The sequence below is a fragment of the Amycolatopsis sp. NPDC054798 genome (genome assembly GCF_053611505.1).
In genome coordinates, this window is record NZ_JBSHAM010000059.1 from 37,280 (window position 1) to 56,247 (window position 18,968).

20 protein-coding genes and 1 tRNA gene are annotated in these 18,968 nt (G+C 67.8%); 6 read left to right on the plus strand and 15 right to left on the minus strand.

Annotated features, from left to right (window positions below; genetic code table 11):
* Positions 1-7 precede the first annotated feature (7 nt).
* A complete protein-coding gene (locus tag ACWGIC_RS30330) occupies positions 8-1,171 on the minus strand; it encodes an oxygenase MpaB family protein (RefSeq protein WP_452079333.1) in 1,164 nt (387 codons plus the stop codon).
* Positions 1,172-1,286: 115 nt separating this feature from the next.
* Here ACWGIC_RS30330 and ACWGIC_RS30335 point away from each other — a divergent pair.
* Positions 1,287-1,357, plus strand: a tRNA-Gly gene (locus ACWGIC_RS30335).
* Between the two features lie 79 nt (positions 1,358-1,436).
* Here the strand turns inward: ACWGIC_RS30335 and ACWGIC_RS30340 are convergent.
* From ACWGIC_RS30340 to ACWGIC_RS30360, 5 genes are all read right to left on the minus strand, one after another.
* Positions 1,437-2,252 (minus strand): hypothetical protein, encoded by an 816-nt coding sequence (locus ACWGIC_RS30340; RefSeq protein ID WP_452079334.1) that lies wholly within the window; start codon positions 2,250-2,252, stop codon positions 1,437-1,439.
* 14 nt (positions 2,253-2,266) lie between these two features.
* Entirely contained in the window at positions 2,267-2,533 is a 267-nt protein-coding gene (locus ACWGIC_RS30345) for a hypothetical protein (RefSeq protein ID WP_452079335.1), read from the minus strand.
* A 33-nt stretch (positions 2,534-2,566) separates the two neighbouring features.
* Complete coding sequence (locus tag ACWGIC_RS30350) at positions 2,567-3,916, minus strand: amino acid permease (protein ID WP_452079336.1); 1,350 nt, start codon at positions 3,914-3,916, stop codon at positions 2,567-2,569.
* A 177-nt stretch (positions 3,917-4,093) separates the two neighbouring features.
* On the minus strand, positions 4,094-4,744 hold the full coding sequence (locus ACWGIC_RS30355; protein WP_452079337.1) for a hypothetical protein: 651 nt from the start codon (positions 4,742-4,744) through the stop codon (positions 4,094-4,096).
* A gap of 2 nt (positions 4,745-4,746) precedes the next feature.
* A complete protein-coding gene (locus ACWGIC_RS30360; protein ID WP_452079338.1) occupies positions 4,747-5,415 on the minus strand; it encodes a hypothetical protein in 669 nt (222 codons plus the stop codon).
* 116 nt (positions 5,416-5,531) lie between these two features.
* Here ACWGIC_RS30360 and ACWGIC_RS30365 point away from each other — a divergent pair, with 116 nt between their 5' ends.
* Together ACWGIC_RS30365 and ACWGIC_RS30370 are read left to right on the plus strand one after the other, a co-directional pair.
* Positions 5,532-5,909 carry a nitroreductase family deazaflavin-dependent oxidoreductase gene (locus ACWGIC_RS30365; protein WP_452079339.1) on the plus strand — a complete coding sequence of 126 codons (378 nt, stop codon included), beginning with the start codon at positions 5,532-5,534 and terminating at the stop codon, positions 5,907-5,909.
* An 11-nt stretch (positions 5,910-5,920) separates the two neighbouring features.
* The gene (locus tag ACWGIC_RS30370) at positions 5,921-6,451 is read left to right on the plus strand and encodes a GNAT family N-acetyltransferase (RefSeq protein WP_452079340.1); all 531 of its coding nucleotides are present in this window, start codon (positions 5,921-5,923) and stop codon (positions 6,449-6,451) included.
* 1 nt (position 6,452) lies between these two features.
* Here ACWGIC_RS30370 and ACWGIC_RS30375 read toward each other — a convergent pair whose 3' ends face one another.
* From ACWGIC_RS30375 to ACWGIC_RS30400, 6 genes are all read right to left on the minus strand, one after another.
* On the minus strand, positions 6,453-6,728 hold the full coding sequence (locus ACWGIC_RS30375; protein WP_452079341.1) for a GlsB/YeaQ/YmgE family stress response membrane protein: 276 nt from the start codon (positions 6,726-6,728) through the stop codon (positions 6,453-6,455).
* 159 nt (positions 6,729-6,887) lie between these two features.
* On the minus strand, positions 6,888-8,732 hold the full coding sequence (locus ACWGIC_RS30380) for an acyl-CoA dehydrogenase (protein WP_452079342.1): 1,845 nt from the start codon (positions 8,730-8,732) through the stop codon (positions 6,888-6,890).
* 157 nt (positions 8,733-8,889) lie between these two features.
* Positions 8,890-9,678, minus strand: coding sequence for a response regulator transcription factor (locus tag ACWGIC_RS30385; RefSeq protein WP_344287626.1), 789 nt, complete (start codon positions 9,676-9,678; stop codon positions 8,890-8,892).
* Between the two features lie 246 nt (positions 9,679-9,924).
* Positions 9,925-10,503 (minus strand): G/U mismatch-specific DNA glycosylase, encoded by a 579-nt coding sequence (gene mug / locus ACWGIC_RS30390; RefSeq protein ID WP_452079343.1) that lies wholly within the window; start codon positions 10,501-10,503, stop codon positions 9,925-9,927.
* Positions 10,504-10,901: 398 nt separating this feature from the next.
* Positions 10,902-11,543, minus strand: coding sequence for a VanZ family protein (locus tag ACWGIC_RS30395; protein ID WP_452079344.1), 642 nt, complete (start codon positions 11,541-11,543; stop codon positions 10,902-10,904).
* A 103-nt stretch (positions 11,544-11,646) separates the two neighbouring features.
* Positions 11,647-11,838: a hypothetical protein gene (locus tag ACWGIC_RS30400; protein WP_452079345.1), complete on the minus strand. Its 192-nt coding sequence runs from the start codon at positions 11,836-11,838 to the stop codon at positions 11,647-11,649.
* A 104-nt stretch (positions 11,839-11,942) separates the two neighbouring features.
* Between ACWGIC_RS30400 and ACWGIC_RS30405 the strand changes: the two genes are divergently transcribed.
* Together ACWGIC_RS30405 and ACWGIC_RS30410 are read left to right on the plus strand one after the other, a co-directional pair.
* Positions 11,943-13,631: a bifunctional metallophosphatase/5'-nucleotidase gene (locus tag ACWGIC_RS30405; RefSeq protein ID WP_452079346.1), complete on the plus strand. Its 1,689-nt coding sequence runs from the start codon at positions 11,943-11,945 to the stop codon at positions 13,629-13,631.
* A 96-nt stretch (positions 13,632-13,727) separates the two neighbouring features.
* A complete protein-coding gene (locus ACWGIC_RS30410; protein ID WP_374204189.1) occupies positions 13,728-14,069 on the plus strand; it encodes an MmcQ/YjbR family DNA-binding protein in 342 nt (113 codons plus the stop codon).
* Here ACWGIC_RS30410 and ACWGIC_RS30415 read toward each other — a convergent pair.
* From ACWGIC_RS30415 to ACWGIC_RS30425, 3 genes are read right to left on the minus strand one after another with little or no spacing between them, the layout of a single operon-like run.
* Positions 14,059-15,900: a VanW family protein gene (locus ACWGIC_RS30415; RefSeq protein WP_452079347.1), complete on the minus strand. Its 1,842-nt coding sequence runs from the start codon at positions 15,898-15,900 to the stop codon at positions 14,059-14,061. The genes ACWGIC_RS30410 and ACWGIC_RS30415 overlap by 11 nt on opposite strands.
* Positions 15,901-15,924: 24 nt before the next feature.
* Positions 15,925-16,257, minus strand: coding sequence for a GroES family chaperonin (locus ACWGIC_RS30420; RefSeq protein ID WP_037808959.1), 333 nt, complete (start codon positions 16,255-16,257; stop codon positions 15,925-15,927).
* A 1-nt stretch (position 16,258) separates the two neighbouring features.
* Positions 16,259-18,088, minus strand: a complete 1,830-nt coding sequence (locus ACWGIC_RS30425; protein WP_452079351.1) for a thioredoxin-like domain-containing protein — start codon at positions 18,086-18,088, stop codon at positions 16,259-16,261.
* 169 nt (positions 18,089-18,257) lie between these two features.
* On the opposite strand from ACWGIC_RS30425, the gene ACWGIC_RS30430 reads away from it, so the two are divergent.
* Positions 18,258-18,830 (plus strand): hypothetical protein, encoded by a 573-nt coding sequence (locus tag ACWGIC_RS30430; RefSeq protein WP_452079348.1) that lies wholly within the window; start codon positions 18,258-18,260, stop codon positions 18,828-18,830.
* Positions 18,831-18,968 lie beyond the last annotated feature (138 nt).

Sequence of the window (18,968 nt, forward strand, 5' to 3'; positions counted from 1 at the left end):
ATGCAGCCTATCGGGCGGGCAGCCGCGGCCCGGGCACCCCCACCGCGTCCGCCCGCTCGAGGTACCGCCGCCGCCCGAACGCGCCGAGCGCTTCCTGCAGCGCAGTCGCGCCAGGGACGAACTGCCGGACAGTCTCCGCCGCGTAGTTCACCCCCGCGACGGCGAGCACCGCGGCCTGCGCGACCGGGTTGTCCGGCAATTCGAGAAAGTCGGCGTTGTCGCGCCCGAGCACGAGCCGGCTGATCGCGGAGTGCACGCCGACGTTCACCCGCGCCAGCACTTTCCCGACGGCCCCGCGCCCCTCGCCGATCGCCGCGTGCGTGTCGACGAGGGCGCGGGCGAGCCGTTTCGAATCGTCGTCCGGGATGAACTCGGTGGCGGCCAGCATCCAGAGCAGCCGCCAAGCGTCGTCCTCGTCAGCGGGCAACAGCTCGTCGGCGACGCCCATCAACCAGCCGACGTAGCGCCAAAGATGCAGGATGTCGGCCTTCTCGCGGGCGGTGTAGCGGAGGCCGAGCAGCTGCGTGCCGAAGATGTAGACGAGGGAGAAGAGGAGCAAGGTGCCCGCGGTCTGGACCTGATTGACCGGACGGTCCCACCGTTCGTAATCCCAGTCCGGCCGGTTGTTCATCGCACGCCGGACGTGCGCGTGCACCAGCCGGATCCGCAGCGCCGCCTGGTACCCCGCGCCGTGCTTTTCGAGCGCCCCCGGCGTCGTGACATCGATCCACCACACCGCAGTCTCCACCAGCCGCCGCGGTGCCCGGTGCTCGATTTCCCCAGTGCCGACCAGGGATTTCGTCGCCCGCGAGGCCAGGTAGCCACCCATGAGCGACATGTCGCCGAGCGGAAAGAGCCCAAGAAGCCCAGCGCGGGTGATCGCCTTCGCGCCACTGACGAGCCGCTGCGGATCGACCCAGTACGGGGTGGCTTCGACTTGTTCTATGAAGGTCGCCAGCTCCGGCGGTACTTGCTTCCCGGCCAGCGCCTGCTCGACGAGGTCTTGGCGGCGAGGTTCCCGGTGAAGCCACTCGACGACAGCGTCCGCTAGGGCGTCTTCCTGCTGCGCGAAGGTGCGGAGCCGCTTGAGCTGGGCTTCGTCGGCGTGGGCACCTCGGGTCCGGGCCGCCAGCCGGAACCCGCCTTGGCGAAACATCTCGGGGTCGTCCATCGCGCACCTCCGCACCGTGGGTCGACAACAAGTGTTGTCACTTTGCTGGCGGAGCGTCAAGGCATAGCCCCGCTGGACACGGGAGCGGCGTGGTTGTGTATGCTGGCGGGGCACTGCGGATGTAGTTCAATGGTAGAACATCAGCTTCCCAAGCTGAATACGCGGGTTCGATTCCCGTCATCCGCTCTCTTGCGAAAGCCCCAGGTCAGTGGTTGTCCACTTAGGATCTGGGGTTTTTTCTTTCCCAGCCATTCCGCAACTCCCGTCAAGCACCGTCCAGCCGGTGCCGGAGTTCGCGAAGTCCAGCGCCGAGACCAGGCTTCCCCGCAGCGGCCACAGCAGGGATGTACGCGTCCAGGAACTCCCGGTACATCGCGGTTAAGTGCTCCGCTGCCAGCGCGGTCGCCCGCGGCACGTCCTGGATTCCGTGACGACGCCAGGTCAGCGCGGCCTCCGCGAGCGCAGGTTCCTTCCCTGCCTTGAGATACCAGGAAACGGCATCGTCGTTATGGCCGATCCGGTGGGTGTTCAAGGTGTAGAGGAAGCGCGGCGGGAACAGCACGGTCTTCGTCGTCGCCCGCACGCCCTTTGCCAGCAGCCGAGCCGGGTTTTTCACCTCCGCGAGGTAGGCGTCATCGAACCTGCTCACCGCGAACTCCGCGCCGTTGAGCACGAGCTCATCGGCGTCCGGCGGCTGCGCGCTCGCGCGTGGGTCAGCGCCATAAAGCAACCGCCCTGACTCGATGAGGTCGAGGCGGTCAACCGGAGGAAGGCGTCCGTAGTCGAACCGTCCGGTGCGTACGCCGGCTTCGTCCGCCCAGAAGATCGACAGGCGGTCAGCGAGCGGGTCGGCGCAATTGAGGCGGACGAGTCGGCCGATCTGCGCGATCTCCGTGCCCGTCTCGGCTGACACGGTCCGGAGGACCAGGGCGACGTCGACATCGCTCACGAGCGGGGCGAAACCGCCGTGTGCCAGGCTTCCCAAGGCGAAAACCGCGACCAGGCGGTTGCCTAGGACTTCTTGGGCAGCATCGATCGCTGTCTGGAGAACCAGTTCACCGCCGGTGGAGTCCTCGGCCATGTGCGCCTGCCGATCTACTTCGTGGTTGTCCGGTGTAGCCGAGCGCTGAACAGTCCGCCCGCGACTAGGCCGGGATACACCGCCCATTGCGGGAAGGCACTGAGTTCGCCGGTCAGGGCAAGGATTGCGACCAAGGCTCCATAGGCGAGCACGAGGTAGGCAAGCAGCCATAGGAGCAGCCGAGGAGCGGTCCGGATCGAGCGTGCGGCACCGCGGAGGCCAGTCGTCTTGGCGAGGTCGGCGCGCAGCCATTCCCGCGGATCAGCCCGACGTTGCCCCATTGACCGAGTATGGCACCTGCGGATCCTTCGGTTCTAGCCCTGCACGCTAGTCGCAGCTTCGTCTTTCGTAGCCGACGAAGCAGCCCTGCGGTGGAACCAAAACAACCCGCACAACACCGCCAGCCACACCACGCCGACGATCAGCGCCAGGCGTGTGTCCTCGGCGAACGCCATCACCACGAAGACGAACACCATGAACACCATCGTCAAAATCTGGCCCACCGGCCAGAACGGCACCGGGAACGCCAGATCCGCGGCAGGCGACTGACGCCGGGAGCGGTAGTGCGTAAGCAGGATCATGAACCAAACCCACACCGTCGCGAACGTGCCCACCGACGCGATCAGCAGGAAAGCGCTGTCCGGCAACAGATAGTTCAAAACGACAGCCAGGCTCAGAGCGGCAGCAACCACGAGGACGGTCATCCACGGAATGCCATTACGCGTCACCCGGGCCATTACCGCGGGGGCTTGGCCGCGCTGAGCCAGGCCGTAGATCATCCGTCCGGCACCGAAAATGTCGCTGTTGATGGCGGACAACGCCGCGGTCACCACGACGATGTTCAGCACCGTTGCGGCGGAGTGCAATCCAAGACCGGCGAAGATCTGGACGAACGGGCTTCCCGAAGTACTGATCGTGTTCCACGGGTTCAGCATCATGATGATCGCCAGGGTCGCCACGTAGAACAGCAAAACGCGAACGGGGACCGTGTTGACCGCCTTGGGCATGGCGGTGCGCGGATCTTCGGATTCGGCTGCGGTGAGGCCCAGGATTTCCGTACCGCCAAACGCGAACATCACCAGGGCGAACGAAGCGATAAAGCCGCCGATGCCGTTGGGGAACCAGCCGCCGTGGGCCCACAGGTTGGCGACGCTGCCGGAATGAGCACCGAGGCCGAAGATCAGGATCGCCGCGCCGCCGAGGATCATCGCGACGATGGCGACCACCTTGACCAGGGTGAACCAGAACTCCAGTTCCCCGTAAACCCTTACGCTGACCAGGTTCGCGGCGGCGATGACCAGGATCGTCAGCACCACCCAGATCCAGCGTGGCACGTCGGGGAACCAGAATCCCATGTACACAGCCAAAGCGGTCACGTCGGCGACGCAGACGATCACCATCTCGAACGCATAGGTCCAGCCGGTGAGAAAGCCCGCCAGCGGGCCCAGGTGTTTCCGCGCGTATTCGCCGAACGAACCGGGGGCGGGGTCGTTGACGGCCATCTCGCCCAAAGCGCGCAGGACGAAGAAAATCGCCGCGCCACCAATAAGATACGCAAGCAGGACCGACGGCCCGGCCTTGGCGATCGTGTCCGACGAGCCGTAGAACAGTCCGGTGCCGATCGCCGAACCCAAGGCGATGAACCGGATGTGCCTGCCGTTCAACCGGCGGCTCAACCCATTCCCGGACTTCGTCGGCATCGACGCTACCTCCCGAATTCGGCGGCCCGCGGCGCAGCGGCGCGCGAGCGGGTCGGCACAGTAGAACCGATCCGGCCGGGACCGCCCAACCGACGGCTACCGGAAAGCGTCTGCGATTTCAGACGGTCCATAAAGGACCGGTCAGCCCTCGACCAGTTCCCACGGCGCGCCCGGTTCGGCGCGGTCGAACACCTGGCCCGGCGCGGCGAGCAAAGCCGGCACGACGTCCGGGTACAGCTGCACGACGTGTTCCAGTTCCAGGCCCTCCACCTCGAAATCCTCCGCCTCGGGGACCTCGAAGCCGACGAACAGCCACGTCCCGTCCTGTTCCCGCACGACCTGGCGGACCGCCCGCGCCGGAGCGTCGGCGGCCGTTCCGATTTCGGTCAATCCGGTGCTCAGCTGGACTTCTTCGAGCGGCGAACCGGGATGCGTCCAGGCCGCGATCCGGGCGTCGCGGTGGGCGAGGTCCTCGTCGACGTCATCGGAATCCGACACCGAGCTGAGCAGCCAGGTGCGGCGGTCCGGATCCCAGTCCGCGGCCATCCCGGCCGGCACGTCGGACAGCGCCGACAGCTGCGGCAGCAGGGCCACCGCCTCGCGCAGGATCATCGCCCCGAACAGCTGGCGGTTGACCTCCATGTCCTCTTCGAACTCGGCCCCGTCGCTGATGAACCAGTCGCCGTCGTCGTCGAGGACGACAAAGGCCAGATTCTCCGGGTGCTCCACCAGTTCGTGCGCGATGATCACCGGGGATTCCGGGTCCTGCCGCAGCGGCCATTGTTCGGACATGCTCACTCCCCGTCGTCGATTACCTGCAACCACTCGGCATCCGGAGCCTCGCGGAAGAACACTTCGCCCGGTTCCGCGTCCAGCAGCTCGACGACGTCCGGGTACAGCTGCGCCACATGGCCCAGCTCCAGCGTGTCAACCTCGACGTCGGTCTGCTCATCGGGGTCCGGCACCTCGAAGCCGACGAACATCCACGTGCCGTCCTCTTCCCGGCTGACGTACCGCACGCTCCGGGCCGGAGCGTCCGCCGCGGTGCTGATCTCCATCAACCCGAGGCTGAGGTTCACCTCGTCCATCGGCGACCCGGCGTACGGCCAAGCGGCCTCGCGCGCCTCCCGGTACGCGCGAGCCTCCTCGTCATCGCTCGGAACGAGCGGCGAAATCAGCACCCAGCTCGCGCTGTCGGCGTCCCAGTTCGCGCCCATCCCGGCGGGCAGCTTGGCCAGCGCCGACAGCTGCGGCAGCAGCTCGACGACGTCGTGCAGGCACATCGACGCGAACTGCTCCTCGTCCAGCTCCGGATCCTCGCCGAATTCCGAACCGTCGCTGACGAACCAGCCTTCCTCGTCGTCGAGAAGCACGTGATCCAGCTGCTCCGGACGCTCGATCAGACCCCGCGCGACGAGCACCGCCGCGTGCGGTTCCTGCGCCATCGGCCATTCCTCGGACATGCCCGCTCCCACCCCTCGCGTGTCGCTGCGGGCCCATCCCACCAGACCCGTCCGCTCAGGTGCACAGCGCGTCCGCTGGCAGGAAATTCCACACACGTTGGATTAGGCTTGGCGGCATGGTGCTGCCAGAACGTCTCGCCCGGTTCAACCGCGTGGTCACCAACCGGGTCACGAAACCCTTCGCCGACAAACTGCCCGGGTTCGGGGTGCTCGTGCACCGCGGCCGGAAGTCCGGCCGCGAATTCCGCACCCCGCTGAACGTCTTCCGCACCGGCGACGGATTCGTCGTCGCGCTCACCTACGGGCCGGACGCCGACTGGGTCCGCAACGTCCGCGCCGCGGGCGAGGCGGAGGTGATCACCCGGGGCCGTAAATACCGCGTGCGCGATCCGGAACTCGTGCATGATGAGGCGCGCCGTCCGATGCCGCCGGGGGTGCGGCAGTTCCTCGGGCTCGTCGGCGTCACGGATTTCCTGATGCTGAAACGAGAATAAGGGGAGAGCGGATGCTCACGGGGAAGCTGGTGCGGCTGCGGGCGATCGAACCGTCGGACGCCGAATCGATCTACCGGTGGATCCACGATCCGGAGGTCGGCCGCTATATGACCAGCGATTACCCCCGTTCGCTCTCCCAGTTGCGAAAACGGGGCGAAGAACGCCCGGTGAACACCTACGAAAACGTCGTGCTCGGCATCGAATCCCTTGAAGCGGGCAAGCTGATCGGCGTCGTCGACCTGCGCGACGCACGCCCAGAGATCGGCCGCGCCGAGGTGGACATCTACATCGGCGAGACCGATCACTGGGACGGCGGCTACGGCACCGAGGCGTTGAAACTCATGTGCCGCTACGGATTCAACGTGATGCGGTTGCACCTGATCGCGCTCTGGGTGGTCGCCGAGAACGAGCGCGCGCGGCACGTGTACCGCAAGGTCGGGTTCGTGGAGGACGGCCGGCACCGCGAATGCCATCGCGGGCCGGACGGCCAGTACTACGACATGTACCTGATGAGCCTGCTCGAACCCGAGCTGAACGACTGAGCTAGCTCTTGACCTGCCGCTTGCCCCACAGGCTCGCGGCGAGGCTCACGCCGATCGCGGCCAGCACGACCTGGGTGATGATCTCCAGCCAGTCGATGCCCTTGGTGTCGGCGTAGCCGATCCCGCGAGCGATCGCGGTGCCGACGAACGCGGCGACGATGCCCACCAGGATCGTCAGCCAGATCGGGATCGCTTGCTTGCCCGGTGCCACGAGCTTGCCGAGCAAGCCGAGGATCAGGCCGATCACGACCGCGCTGATGATGCCGGAAACCGCCATGGCGAAACTCCTTCTGCCGAGAGGACCGGGCTCGACCGGTTTAACCCGGAACCCGGGGCGCCAAACCCGGCTTACCGCCCGTTCTGAGCCACCGCCACCGGAAGCACGGAAAATGCCCCGGTCCGGGGTCCGGACCGGGGCATTTTTTCACCCGGGTGATCAGAACGCGGCTTCGTCGATCTCCATGAGCGCGTTGTCCGCGGCCTCCACGATGGCGCGGCGCGAGGTCAGCTCCGGCAGCACGCTCTTCGCGAAGAACGACGCCACCGCCAGCTTGCCCTCGTAGAACGGCTTGTCCTTGGCCGAGGCGCCGTTGTCGAGCTTGGCCAGTGCGACCTCGGCGCCCTGCAGCAGCTTCCAGCCGACCAGCAGGTCGCCGACCGACATCAGCAGCCGCACGGTGTGCTGGCCGACCTTGTTGATGTTCTGCGGGTCTTCCTGCGACGAGGTCAGGTAGCCGATCAGCGAGCCCAGCATGCCCTGGGTGTCCTCGAGCGCCTGCTTGAGCAGCGCGCGCTCGTTCTTCAGCCGGCCGTTGCCCGCCTCGGACTCGATGAACTTGGTGATCTCGCCGGCGACGAACGCGAGCGCCTGGCCCTTGTCGCGGACGATCTTGCGGAAGAAGAAGTCCAGCGACTGGATCGCCGTGGTGCCCTCGTACAGCGAGTCGATCTTCGCGTCGCGGATGTACTGCTCGATCGGGTAGTCCTGCAGGAAGCCGGAACCGCCGAGCGTCTGCAGGGACTGCACGAGCTGCTCGGTGGCGCGCTCGGAGCCGACGCCCTTGACGATCGGCAGCAGCAGGTCGTTGACGCTGTGCGCCAGCTTCAGCGCGGCCTCGTCACCCTCGCCGGTCCACAGCTGGTCCTGGAACGAAGCGGTGTACAGGTAGATCGCGCGCAGGCCCTCGGCGTACGCCTTCTGCAGCATCAGCGAACGGCGCACGTCGGGGTGGTGCGTGATCGTGACGCGCGGCGCGGTCTTGTTCAGCATGTTCGGCAGGTCAGCGCCCTGCACGCGCTCCTTGGCGTATTCCAGCGCGTTCAGGTAGCCGGTGGACAGCGTGGCGATCGCCTTGGTGCCCACCATCATCCGGGCGTACTCGATGACCTGGAACATCTGCGCGATGCCGTCGTGCACCTCGCCGAGCAGCCAACCCTTGGCCGGGGTGCCGTGCTGGCCGAAGGTCAGCTCGCACGTGGTGGACACCTTGATGCCCATTTTGTGCTCGATGTTGGTGACGAAGGCGCCGTTGCGCTCGCCCAGCTCGCCGGTCTTGGAGTCGAAGTGGAACTTCGGGACCAGGAAGAGCGACAGGCCCTTGGTGCCCGGCTTGGTCTCGATGCCGGGGCCCTCGGGACGGGCCAGAACCAGATGCATGATGTTCTCGACCATGTCGTTCTCGGCCGAGGTGATGAACCGCTTCACGCCGTCGATGTGCCAGGAGCCGTCCTCCTGCTTGACCGCCTTGGTGCGGCCGGCTCCGACGTCCGAGCCGGCGTCCGGCTCGGTGAGCACCATGGTCGCGCCCCAGCCGCGGTCGATCATCAGCTGAGCCCAGTGCTTCTGCTCTTCGGTGCCGTTCTTGTCCACGATCATGGCGAAGTTCGGACCCGCCAGGTACATGAACAGCGGGGCGTTCGCGCCCAGGATCAGCTCGGCCGCGGCCCACTGCACCGTCGGGGGCAGGCCGAAGCCGCCCAGCTCGTTGGTCAGGCCGAGCCGCCACCATTCGCCGTCGACGAGAGCCTTGTAGCTCTTCTTGAACGACTCGGGGATCGTCACGCTGAAGGTCTTGGGGTCATACACCGGCGGGTTGCGGTCCGCGTCGGCGTAGGACTCGGCGAGCGGGCCGGTGGCGAGGTTGTTCAGCTCGGACAGCACGCCGCGGGCGGTCTCCTCGTCCGACTCGGCGAGCACGCCCTTGCCGAGCCGTTCCTGCACGCCGAGCACCTCGAAGAGGTTGAACTCCAGGTCTCGGACGTTGCTCTTGTAGTGGCCCATGTCGTCACTCCGTGTCGTGTTCGGCTTTCCGGCCGGGCACTGGTTCCCTTACTCGCCGGTAACATCAGGATATTACCTACGAGTAACCAGAGCAAGCGAATCCGCCCTTCCAGGGGTGGTGTTTCGCTCGGAATGACGGGCCGACCAGGGGCCAGCCTCACCGGGTGCTGCGCGCCACGGCCTCCTGCACAGCCGGGGGACCGGCGCTGTCGTCAAGCTGGGGGACGAGGATGCCGCTGCGGAACGCGATGGTCACCGCGTGTGTCCGGTCGCGGGCGGAGAGCTTGCGGAGAATGCTCTTCACATGGGTCCGCACGGTTTCCACGGACAGGAAGAGCAGCTTCGCGATGCCGGAATTCTCCAGCCCTTCGGCGACGAGCTGCAGAACCTGGTACTCGCGCCGGGAAAGCGGCATGGCGCCCTTGGGCTGCACGAGGTGACCGTCGACCGGAGCGGCTCTCGGCGAGGGTTCGCGCTTGGGCCGCGCGGTGAGCGCGGACAACGCCGGGTCGATGTAACGCCGGTCGTGATGCGCGCGCCGGACCGCCTCGGCGAGCCGCCGGGAATCGACCGCTCGCGGCACGATGGCGTGCGCCCCCGCCCCGATGGCGGCGGCGAGGTACTGCTGGGTGCGGTTGGTGTCCCGCACAAGGGTGACCAGCACGAGTGCCGGATCGCCCGCGTTGAGCAGCTTCGCGAGGTGGCAGTTGGGGTCGAGCGCGGAGTCGAGGATCACGACGTCCGGCCGGACCTGCTCGCACAGCTGCATCGCCGCGTGGTGGCTCGCCGCCTGCCCGGACCAGTGCAGGCCCAGCGTGCGGTGCACCATCGCCGCGATGCCCTCGCGGAAAATCGGGATGGGGTCGACGACTGCGACCCCCAGGCTGCGACCGCCGGCTGGCTGACCGGCCGACATGGGCGTTCGGTGGGGCTCGATGCCACGCATCTCGGGCCTCCGTCCTCAATGGCCGCTCCCGGTGACCGGCACGCCCCCTCGGCGTGCCCGCCGGTCCCCCCTGCCGGAACCGGCCGGGAACGACACCTTGTCTCTGGTTCGACTCCGCCGAGAGCAGCTTGTGACGCGGTTTCCCCCTCATGGCCGTAACGGCTGGTCGCAGCAAACTCTCCGTAGAAAAGTGCCCCCCAAATGCGGGAGAACGGCGCAGCGAGGGTCCGCCCACCTGGGTTAGCTCTACTGAGGGTTTAACTGCTCGGGTGAATCTCCGATGACCGCCCGTGCGCGCAGCCGACCGAACTCCTCGGCGAGCGTTTTCGGGGTCCAATGGGCGTTCAATCCGCTCGGATTGGGCAGAAGCCAGACCTTCGTTGTCCCAATTGTCCGGTCTTGCGGGCCGACGGTGGCGCGGCGGTCGCCGAACGCGACGCGGTAGGCAGTGATTCCGACCACTGCCAGCCAGCGCGGGCGGTACTTCTTGACTTTCTTGGTCAGGATTTCGCCGCCTTCGCGGAGTTCGTCGTCGGTCAGCTCGTCGGCGCGGGCGGTGGTCCTGGCCACGACGTTGGTGATGCCGAGGCCGAGGTCGAGGAGCTGGTCCTGTTCGCTCGAGTCCAGCAGGCGCGGGGTGAAACCGCTGGCGTGGAGCGCGGGCCAGAAACGGTTGCCGGGGCGGGCGAAGTGCAGGCCGAGCGCGCCGGAGTAGAGGCCGGGGTTGATGCCGCAGAACAGGACGTTCAGGTTGGGGGCGAGTACGTCCGGAATGGTGGTTCCGTGTGCGGCGGCTTGTTCGGCCTTGGTGGGTTTGGCGGGCATGGGGTCCAGTTTCCGGGATGCTGGGCGGCATGCCCGGCAGCCAGCCGACCAACGACCGGAGAGGCAGGCGCTGCTGCGGTATCTGACTCCAGGCGGGCAACGGCTGGCCGAACGGCCTCCCGCACGTCGTTGCCTACTCGCTCGGCGACCGGACCCGGAAGTCGCTCACCGCTGACCGGGACTGGTTCTCCGCACGATCTGCGAGCGCGGGGTAGCCAACCCGCCGCCCCGCTCGGTAGCCTGTGTGATCTCTCGCACAACGGCGTCGATGAGGAGAGCACATGCAGTTATGGCTAGTGCTCGGCCTGGTAGCACTGATCATCGCCATAGCCTCCGTGATCGTGATCCTGGAAGACCGCCGCGCCGCGCGCCAAGCCGCGATGGCGAGACGAGCCCGGTTAGCGCGCCTTGGCGAGGTCGATCCGCTCGCTCCGGGCAGGCTCCACGCGGAGGGTTGAAGAGATCGGCCGGAGAGCGAGCAGCAGCGCCCCGGCCAGCCAGCCGAGCCCGGCCCCGAAGGTGTTGGTCATGAGGTCGTCGACGTCGAAAATCCGGTAGACGAACGGCGCGGTCCCGAAGTTCGCCGTGAGCTGGGTGATCTCGACGGCCAGTGAGGCGGCGAAGCCGATCGCCAGCGCGCCCACCAGGCCACGTCGCCACAGCACCCGGGCGAAGAATCCCAGCGGTACGAACAGGAGCACGTTCATCGCGGCCTGCTGGAAGGTCTGCGTGGTGAACCAGTCCGCCGCCGGCAGCCCGTGCTTCACGAGCTCGGTGTGGATGTCCGCGATCCACTGGAACGGCTCCAGCTGCACGGTCTGCTCCAGCCGGCGGCTGTGCGGTCCGGGCAGCGGCAGGAAGACGACCGCCAGCGCCATGCACGCGTAGAACACGACCGCCGCCGTGGTCGCCAGGCTGCGCAACCGCAGTCGGCCGTGCCGCGCGAACTGGAGCACGAGCTGCGGGATCAGGATCGTCGCCCATACGGCGAGGAACCCGATGAACCCGTACTGCAGGGCGGTGACCTGTGCGTTCGTCATGCCAAGAACGCTATTGATCTTGCCGCGCCGGCACTTCGGTCGAAGAGCCGGAGGCGCTCGCAGCGGGATCGGCCAGATGGCCGAGTACTCGCCGACCGATCGGTCAGCCGTCGCGCGAGGGCGGTTCGTCGTCGCGGTCCACGCGCTCCGAGCGCCAGGCCGCGAAGACGGTGCCGACGATCAGCAACAGGACCACGCCAAGCACGAGCACGACGAGCTGCAATTCCATTTTGTCCCCCTCGGCACCCAACGCACAGATCGCGAGGCGCGGGGCGAACGTTACCGAAACTTTCATCCGGCACCGGCCGTTCTGCCCTGGTCAGGACCGTCCGGTTTGGGCAGACTGCTTCGCCGGGCGTCCGCACCAGGGGTCAAGCGGGCGCGAACACCGGAGGAAACATGAAGCTCTTCGCCCGGCTCGCGGCCACCGCCGCGGCCGCACTGGCCACCGTGGCCGTCACGAGCGCGCCCGCCGAGGCCGCACAGACCACCGACGTCCGGCTCATCGCCTTCAACGACCTGCACGGGAACCTCGAACCGCCGTCCGGATCGAGCGGCCGGATCACGCTCCCGGACGGGACCAAGGTGGACGCGGGCGGCGCGGCCTACCTTTCGACGCACGTCAAGCAGCTCGAGGCGCAGGTGCGCAACTCGATGGTGCTGTCGTCGGGCGACAACATCGGCGCGTCGCCGGTGATCTCGGCGCTGTTCCACGACGAACCGACCATGGACTTCCTCAACGAACTCGGCGTGAAGGCGTCCGTGGTGGGCAACCACGAGTTCGACGAGGGCTACCAGGAACTGCTGCGCATGCAGCTCGGCGGCTGCAACAAGACCGACGGCTGCCAGTTCCGCAAGAGCTACGACGGCGCGCGTTTCCCGCTGCTCGGGTCCAATGTGTACTTCGACAACGGGCTGCCCGCGTTGCTGCCGTTCAGCATTCAGTTCTCCGGCGGTGTTCCGGTCGGCGTCATCGGCGCGACGCTCAAGGACCTGCCCTCGGTCGTGACGCCGGAAGCCATCAAGGGCCTCAAATTCGGGGACGAGGTCGAGGCGATCAACCGCACCGCGAACATCCTCGACCGGCTCGGCGTGAAGGCCCAGGTCGTGCTGCTGCACCAGGGTGACGAGGCGCTGCCCGGCTCCGGTCCGAACGACTGCAAGGTGCAGCCGGACGGCGACGCCGGGACCATCGCGAAGAACGTGACGCCGAAGGTCGACGCGATCTTCACCGCGCACAGCCACCAGCAGTACAACTGCGTCGTCAACGACCCGGCCGGCCAGCCGCGGCCGGTGATCCAGGGCGCGTCGTTCGGACGGCTGCTGTCGGTCGTGGACCTGAAGATCGACCGCCGCACGCGCGACGTGGTCCGGTCGCAGACCAAGGCGCACAACGAAATCGTCACCCGCGACGTCACGCCGGACCCGGCCGTGACGAAGCTCGTCGACGAGGCCAAGACGAAGGCCGCGCCGATCGCGAACAAGCAGGTCGGCACCATCACCGCGGACCTGCCCGCGGCGGGCGCGGCTTCCGGCGAATCGCCGCTGGGCGACGTCATCGCCGACGCTCAGCTCGAAGCGACCAAGTCGAACAACGCCGTGATCGCGATGACGAACCCGGGCGGCATCCGCGCTGACCTGACGTACAAGTCGTCGTCGGCCAGTGAAGGCGACGGCGTCGTCACCTACGGCGAAGCGTTTACCGTGCAGCCGTTCTCCAACATCATGCAGACGATCACGCTCACCGGCGCGAACCTGAAGAACGTGCTGGAACAGCAGTGGGGCCAGTCCGGCGGCACCAAGATCCTGCAGATCTCGAAGTCGCTGCACTACACGTACTCGGCTTCGGCTCCGGTCGGCTCTCGGGTTTCGAACATCACGGTCGACGGCAAGGCGGTCGACCCGGCGGCCAAGTACCGGGTGTCGGTGAACAACTTCCTCGCCGCCGGTGGGGACGGGTTCACCGAGTTCAAGAAGGGCACCGACCTGGCGGGCGGGCCGGTGGACCTGGACGCGTTCATCGCTTACCTCGGCGCGCACCCGGGCATCGCTCCGCCGCCCGCGGACCGGATCACCGCGACTCCGTAGTTTCGTCCGTGAAGGACTCCTTGAGGGAATCTGATTCCCTCAAGGAGTCCTTCACGGCTTTTCGGGCTCTCGTTTCTCCAAGACAGCCGGGGGAAGATGGTCGGCATGACGATGACCTGGGACGACGTGACCGCGTGGGCACAGGAGGAGCTGCCGGAAACCGAGGTGGCGACCTGGTACCGCACGCCCGCGCTGAAGGTGGCGGGCAAGGGTTACGCCCGGCTGCGCACCGAGGCCGAAGGCGGGCTGGTGCTGTTCGTCGGCCTCGACGAGAAGGCCGCGCTGCTCGCGTCCGGCGATCCGGCCTTCTTCACCACGCCGCACTACGACGGCCACGGCTCGATCCTCGTGCACCTCGACCGCGTCGACCCGCAGCAGCTGCGGGAGTTGCTCACCGAGTCCTGGCGATCGAAAGCCCCGGCGCGGCTCAGCAAATGACGATCGGCTGCGGCGAGTACGTCGTGCTGCGGCTTTCCTCACGGACCTCGCCGCCGCTGGCCAGGTCGTAGAAGACCCGGGTGTCGCTGACGGTGAACCCGGACGCGCCCGGCGAGGCGTGACACTGACCGTCCGGCCCTGGCCCGAACTGCACCGGCGGCGACACCTGATTCGACGGCGCGCCGCTGCGGCCTTCGACGCGGAAGTGCTTGGTACCCCAGATCTTCACCGTCACCGAGCCGCCGCTGACGCTCGCCTGGATCGCGATGCCGGTCGGATCGTTGTTGGCCAGCTTGAGATCCACCGCGTTGCCGGAGCTGTCCACGGCCACCGCGTCGCGACCCGCCGGATAGCGGTCGATGAAGTGGTCGTGCGCCGCGTGGCCACCGTCGCCAAGGCCGGCGAGGTAAGCCGCGTTGTACAAAGTGGACGAAAGCTGCGACAGCCCGCCACCTGCCACTTCCGGGCCGGTGCCGTCCTCGTCGACCGGCGCGGACGCGTAACCACCACCGCGATAGTCGTTGAGGCTGAACGATTCTCCCGGTTTCACGAGGACGCCGTTGAGGCGTCCGGCGAGCGTCGCGACATTCGCCGCGGCCGGGCCGCTGAGCCCGCCGGTGGTGTACTCGCCGATGACTTCCTTGACACCCAGCGCGTTCGCGCCGTCAGTGGTCAAGGTCGGGTGTTTCTGGTCGTAGACGACCGCTAGCTCGCGGCCGGACGGCTTCGCGAGCACCTCGGTGAGAGTCTTGAAAGTGTTGGCCCAGTCGATCTTTCGCCCGTCCTCGGACGGCGTGACAGCCGGTACGCCGGAGTCGAGGGTGATCTGCGCGTCCTTGCTGTTCGCCTCGGTCGACGCCAGGTCCGGCTGGACGGCCGCGCGCAGCTTCTCCTGATCGATCCGCAGTTCGAGACCGCCGCCCCCGTTCGGCTGGAACTGGAACGACGACGCGATCGCCGACGGCTGCAGCGTGCTGTCCTTGCCCTGTCCGTGCAGCACGACCGGCGCGGCCACCGCGGGCGCGACCACGGTGTCCAGCAGCCGGTGTACGTCGGCGGAGTCGGTCTTGGCCGGGGTCACGGCCATCTTCAGCGTGACCCCGCGCGGAGAAAGCCAGTCCGCCACCACGGTTTGCACCGCGGCCGGGACGTCGGCCAGCTCCTGGCCTTGCCGCGGCTCGACCGCATACGCGGTGACCCCGTTGTTTTCCTTCGGCGTGAACCCGATGCTGCCCTCGACCAGCGGATGGTTGAGCTGTTTCCCGGCGAGCTGCTGTACCGCGTCGGTCACCTCGAGCTGGTCGCTGCGCGTCACGACGCCCACCTCGCGCGTGCTGAAGAACGACAGCAGCCGGGTGACCGGGCTCCACGGTTGATGCCCGGCCTGCGCGAGCGTGCCTGGCCAGTCGAGGCCGAGGCCGGAATCCGCGGGCACGAGCGTCCCGGTGACGTCGCCCGCGTGGACCGGCACCGGACGGGTCAGCCGGGGCTGGAGTTCGCTGTGCAGCTTGGCTTCGGCCTCGGCATACGACAGGCCGCCGACGTCGATGCCGGCCACCTGGACCCCGCGCGGCACGTCGCCGGCGCTGGTCATCAGGTCGATGGTGTAGAGCAGCACGAACAGTCCGAGCAGACAGCCGACGATCATGAAGGTGCGGCCGACGCGTTTGCGGAGCCGGCGGAGGCGCGTGTTCGGCGGCGGGGGCGCGTCGGCCACCGCGAAGATCTCCGTGGCCAGATCGGGTTCGCTGACCAGGGCGGGGGCGTCCAGCAGTTCGTCGCTCAGCAGGTCGTCGGCGAAAGACGCCGACGAACGGTCTTCCTCACGCAACGCCTGCCTCCCCTGGTACGGGAGCTACAGGTAGAGCCCCGTGCCGTGTTCGGTCCGCTCCGTGGCCACCGCGTGGATGTCGCGTTCGCGCATCACCAGATGGCCCTCGCCCTGGATCTCGACCTCGAGCTGGTCCTCCGGATTGAAGAGCACCCGGTCGCCCTGCTTGACGTTCCGCACGCTGTTGCCGACACCCAGTACATCACCCCAAACCAGCCTGCGCGCGACTTGCGCGGTGGCGGGGATCACGATGCCGCCGCTGCTGCGGCGCTCGCCTTCCTCCTGCGACAGCCGCACGAGAACGCGGTCGTGCAGCATCTGGATCTCGAGCTTGGGCGTGTCCGGCACGCCAGCCATGCTACTGACCGGTTGCCGGGGCCTTGGGCTCGCCCGCCATCATCAGGCTCAGCGCCTTCCCCCCTCCGTTCTCGAACCGCACCGGGACACCCCAGTCCTGCCGGGTGATCCGGCACGCCGGGTGCTCGCCGCCGTCGTCGCAGCTCGCGGCCTGCGCCACTACCTGCAAGACACCTTCGGTCGCACCTTCGGCGAACTTGAGCCGCCGAACGAGATCAGTTCCGATCCCGGCCCCGTCGGCGAGCAGTTCGGGCGGCGATGCGGTGATCTCCAGCCGCGTCGAAGGCCCGTAGCGCTCGTCGAGCTTCTCGCCCGGCGGCGGGGTGAAAACGACGGAAAACTCGACCTCGCCGGGAGCGAGCATGGTCGGCGGACGCCGCACTGCCTGGCGAGTACCCGCGACTGCGGTCGCCTGGCCATTGCCCCCGAGCGGGGTAACCCGGTTGCCCGCCGATTCCACGACGTACAGCTCGCCGTCGTGGCGCACCAGGCCCTGCGGTTCGGCGAATCCAGTGGCGAGCGTCGTGACGTCGCGGGTGAACGGGTCGTAGCGGCGGATCGCGCCGTTGTAGGTGTCGGCGATCGCGATCCGGCCGTCGGACAGCACGGCGAGGCCGAGTGGATGCTGCAGGAGCGCCTGATCGGACGGGCCGTCCGCGTGGCCGAAGGTGAACAGGTCGGTGCCGACCGCGGTGTGCACGGCGAAGGACTCTTCCACCGGTTCGATCCAGCGCAGGGCAGAGGTTTCCGCGTCGACGAACCACAGTTTCTGCCCGTCCACGGCGAACCCGGACGGCTGCGCGAAGAACGCCTCGTGCACGTCGCCGTCGCGCAGGCCCTCGACGGTGGTGCCCGCGAACCGGCGGATGGTGCCGGAGACCGGGTCGAACACGCTCAACGTGTGGTTTCCGGCCATCGCGACGACCACGCCGCCAGCGGGGGCCCACCACGTGACGTCCCACGGGCTGGTGAGGTCGATGTCCAGCGCCTTGCCGGTGTCGGTGCCGTCGCGCCACTGGTTTCCCGTGCCGGCAATGGTCTTCACCTCGCCGGTGTTGAGGTCGAGGCCGCGCAGGCGGTGCCCGGCGGTGTCCGCGACCACGGCGTGATAGCCGGCGCGCTGCGCGACTTCGTTGGGCAGCAAGGCGATTCCGGCCGGTTCGGTGAACTGGGCCAGGTCGAACGGCCCGTCCTGCGTCCCGCGAACGCCGCTGCCGAAGCGGCGGATGACCGTCTCACCGTCCGAAGCGAACTCGACGATGGAGTGATGTCCGGTATCCGCCACCAGGATCCGCCCACCCGCGGTGACGACAGCCTTGCTGGGGAAACGCAGTTCCGTGCGCTGCTCCTCGACCGGCACGTACGGGCTGCCGCCGCGACGGAGGGTGCCCTTCGCCTCGTGCTTGGCGACGAGGTCGGCGATCACACGGCGTAGCGCCTCGCCGTGGCCTTCCCCGGCCGCGACGTGCACGACGTAGCCCTCCGGGTCCACGACGACGAGCGTCGGCCAGGCCCGTACGGCGTACTGCGACCACAGCTCCATCTTCGGGTCGTTGACCACCGGATGGTGCACCTCGTACCGGCGCACCGCGGCCTCGATCGACGTGCGCTCGCCCTCGCGGCTGAACTTCGGCGAGTGCACCCCGACGGTGACCAGGACGTCGGCGAATTCCTGTTCCAGCGGACGCAGTTCGTCCAGTACATGCAGGCAGTTGACGCAGCCGCTGGTCCAGAAGTCCAGCAGCACCACACGTCCGCGCAGTTGCGCCAGGGTGAGCTGGTGGCCGCCGGTGTTGAGCCAGACGTCGCCGGTCAGCTCGGGCGCGCGCACGCGGGCTTGCCGGGCTTGCGGTGAGGAAGTCACGGGAGGAGTGAACTACATCCGGTCACGCAGTGTTCCGTCAACCGCGGCTGGAGAGAAGAACCTCACCCCGCCGAGGGAGCCCATTCCGGCAAAAAAGGGCGCGCGGACGCGGCCGGGCGCTACGTACGCTTCGGACATGGCACACGTTCAGCCGGCCGAAGCCTTCACCGTGGAGGAGGCCCGCATCCTGCAGCAGAATCTCGGCGAGCCCTTGCGGCCTGGCCTCACGCCCGCCGAACTGAGCGACGTCGAGGACCAGTTCGGGTTCACGTTTTCCGACGACCACCGGGTTTTCCTCACCGCGGGGGTGCCGGTCGGCGACCGCTGGCCGGATTGGCGCCACGGCGACCCGGACCAGCTGCGCAAACGGCTGGACTGGCCGGTCGACGGCGTCCTGTACGACGTGGAGAACAACGACCTGTGGCTGCCGGAATGGGGCCCCCGGCCGCGGTCGATGTGCAACGCGCTGGCGGTCGCGCGGCGGCAGCTGGCGACGGTGCCGCAACTGGTGCCGGTGTGCGGGCATCGGTATCTGCCCGCGACGGCCGGGGAATCCGGGTATCCGGTGCTGTCGGTGTATCAGACCGATGTGGTCTATTACGGCTGGGACCTGCGCAGCTACCTGCGGCACGAGTTCGGTGGCGAACCGCTGGGCGAGGAGCCGGCGGACGTCCGAGTGGTGGAGTTCTGGTCCCGGTTCGTGGAGTGAGCTGTGTCTTTGGCGGCTGTGTCTTTGGCGCCGGCTGTGTCTTTGGCGCCGGCTCCGCCGTCGCGTGCGGGATCGCCTTTAAGTCGGCGGGTCGGGGAGCACCGCGCCCGGCCCGGGGGGCCGTGCACGCTGCTCCCC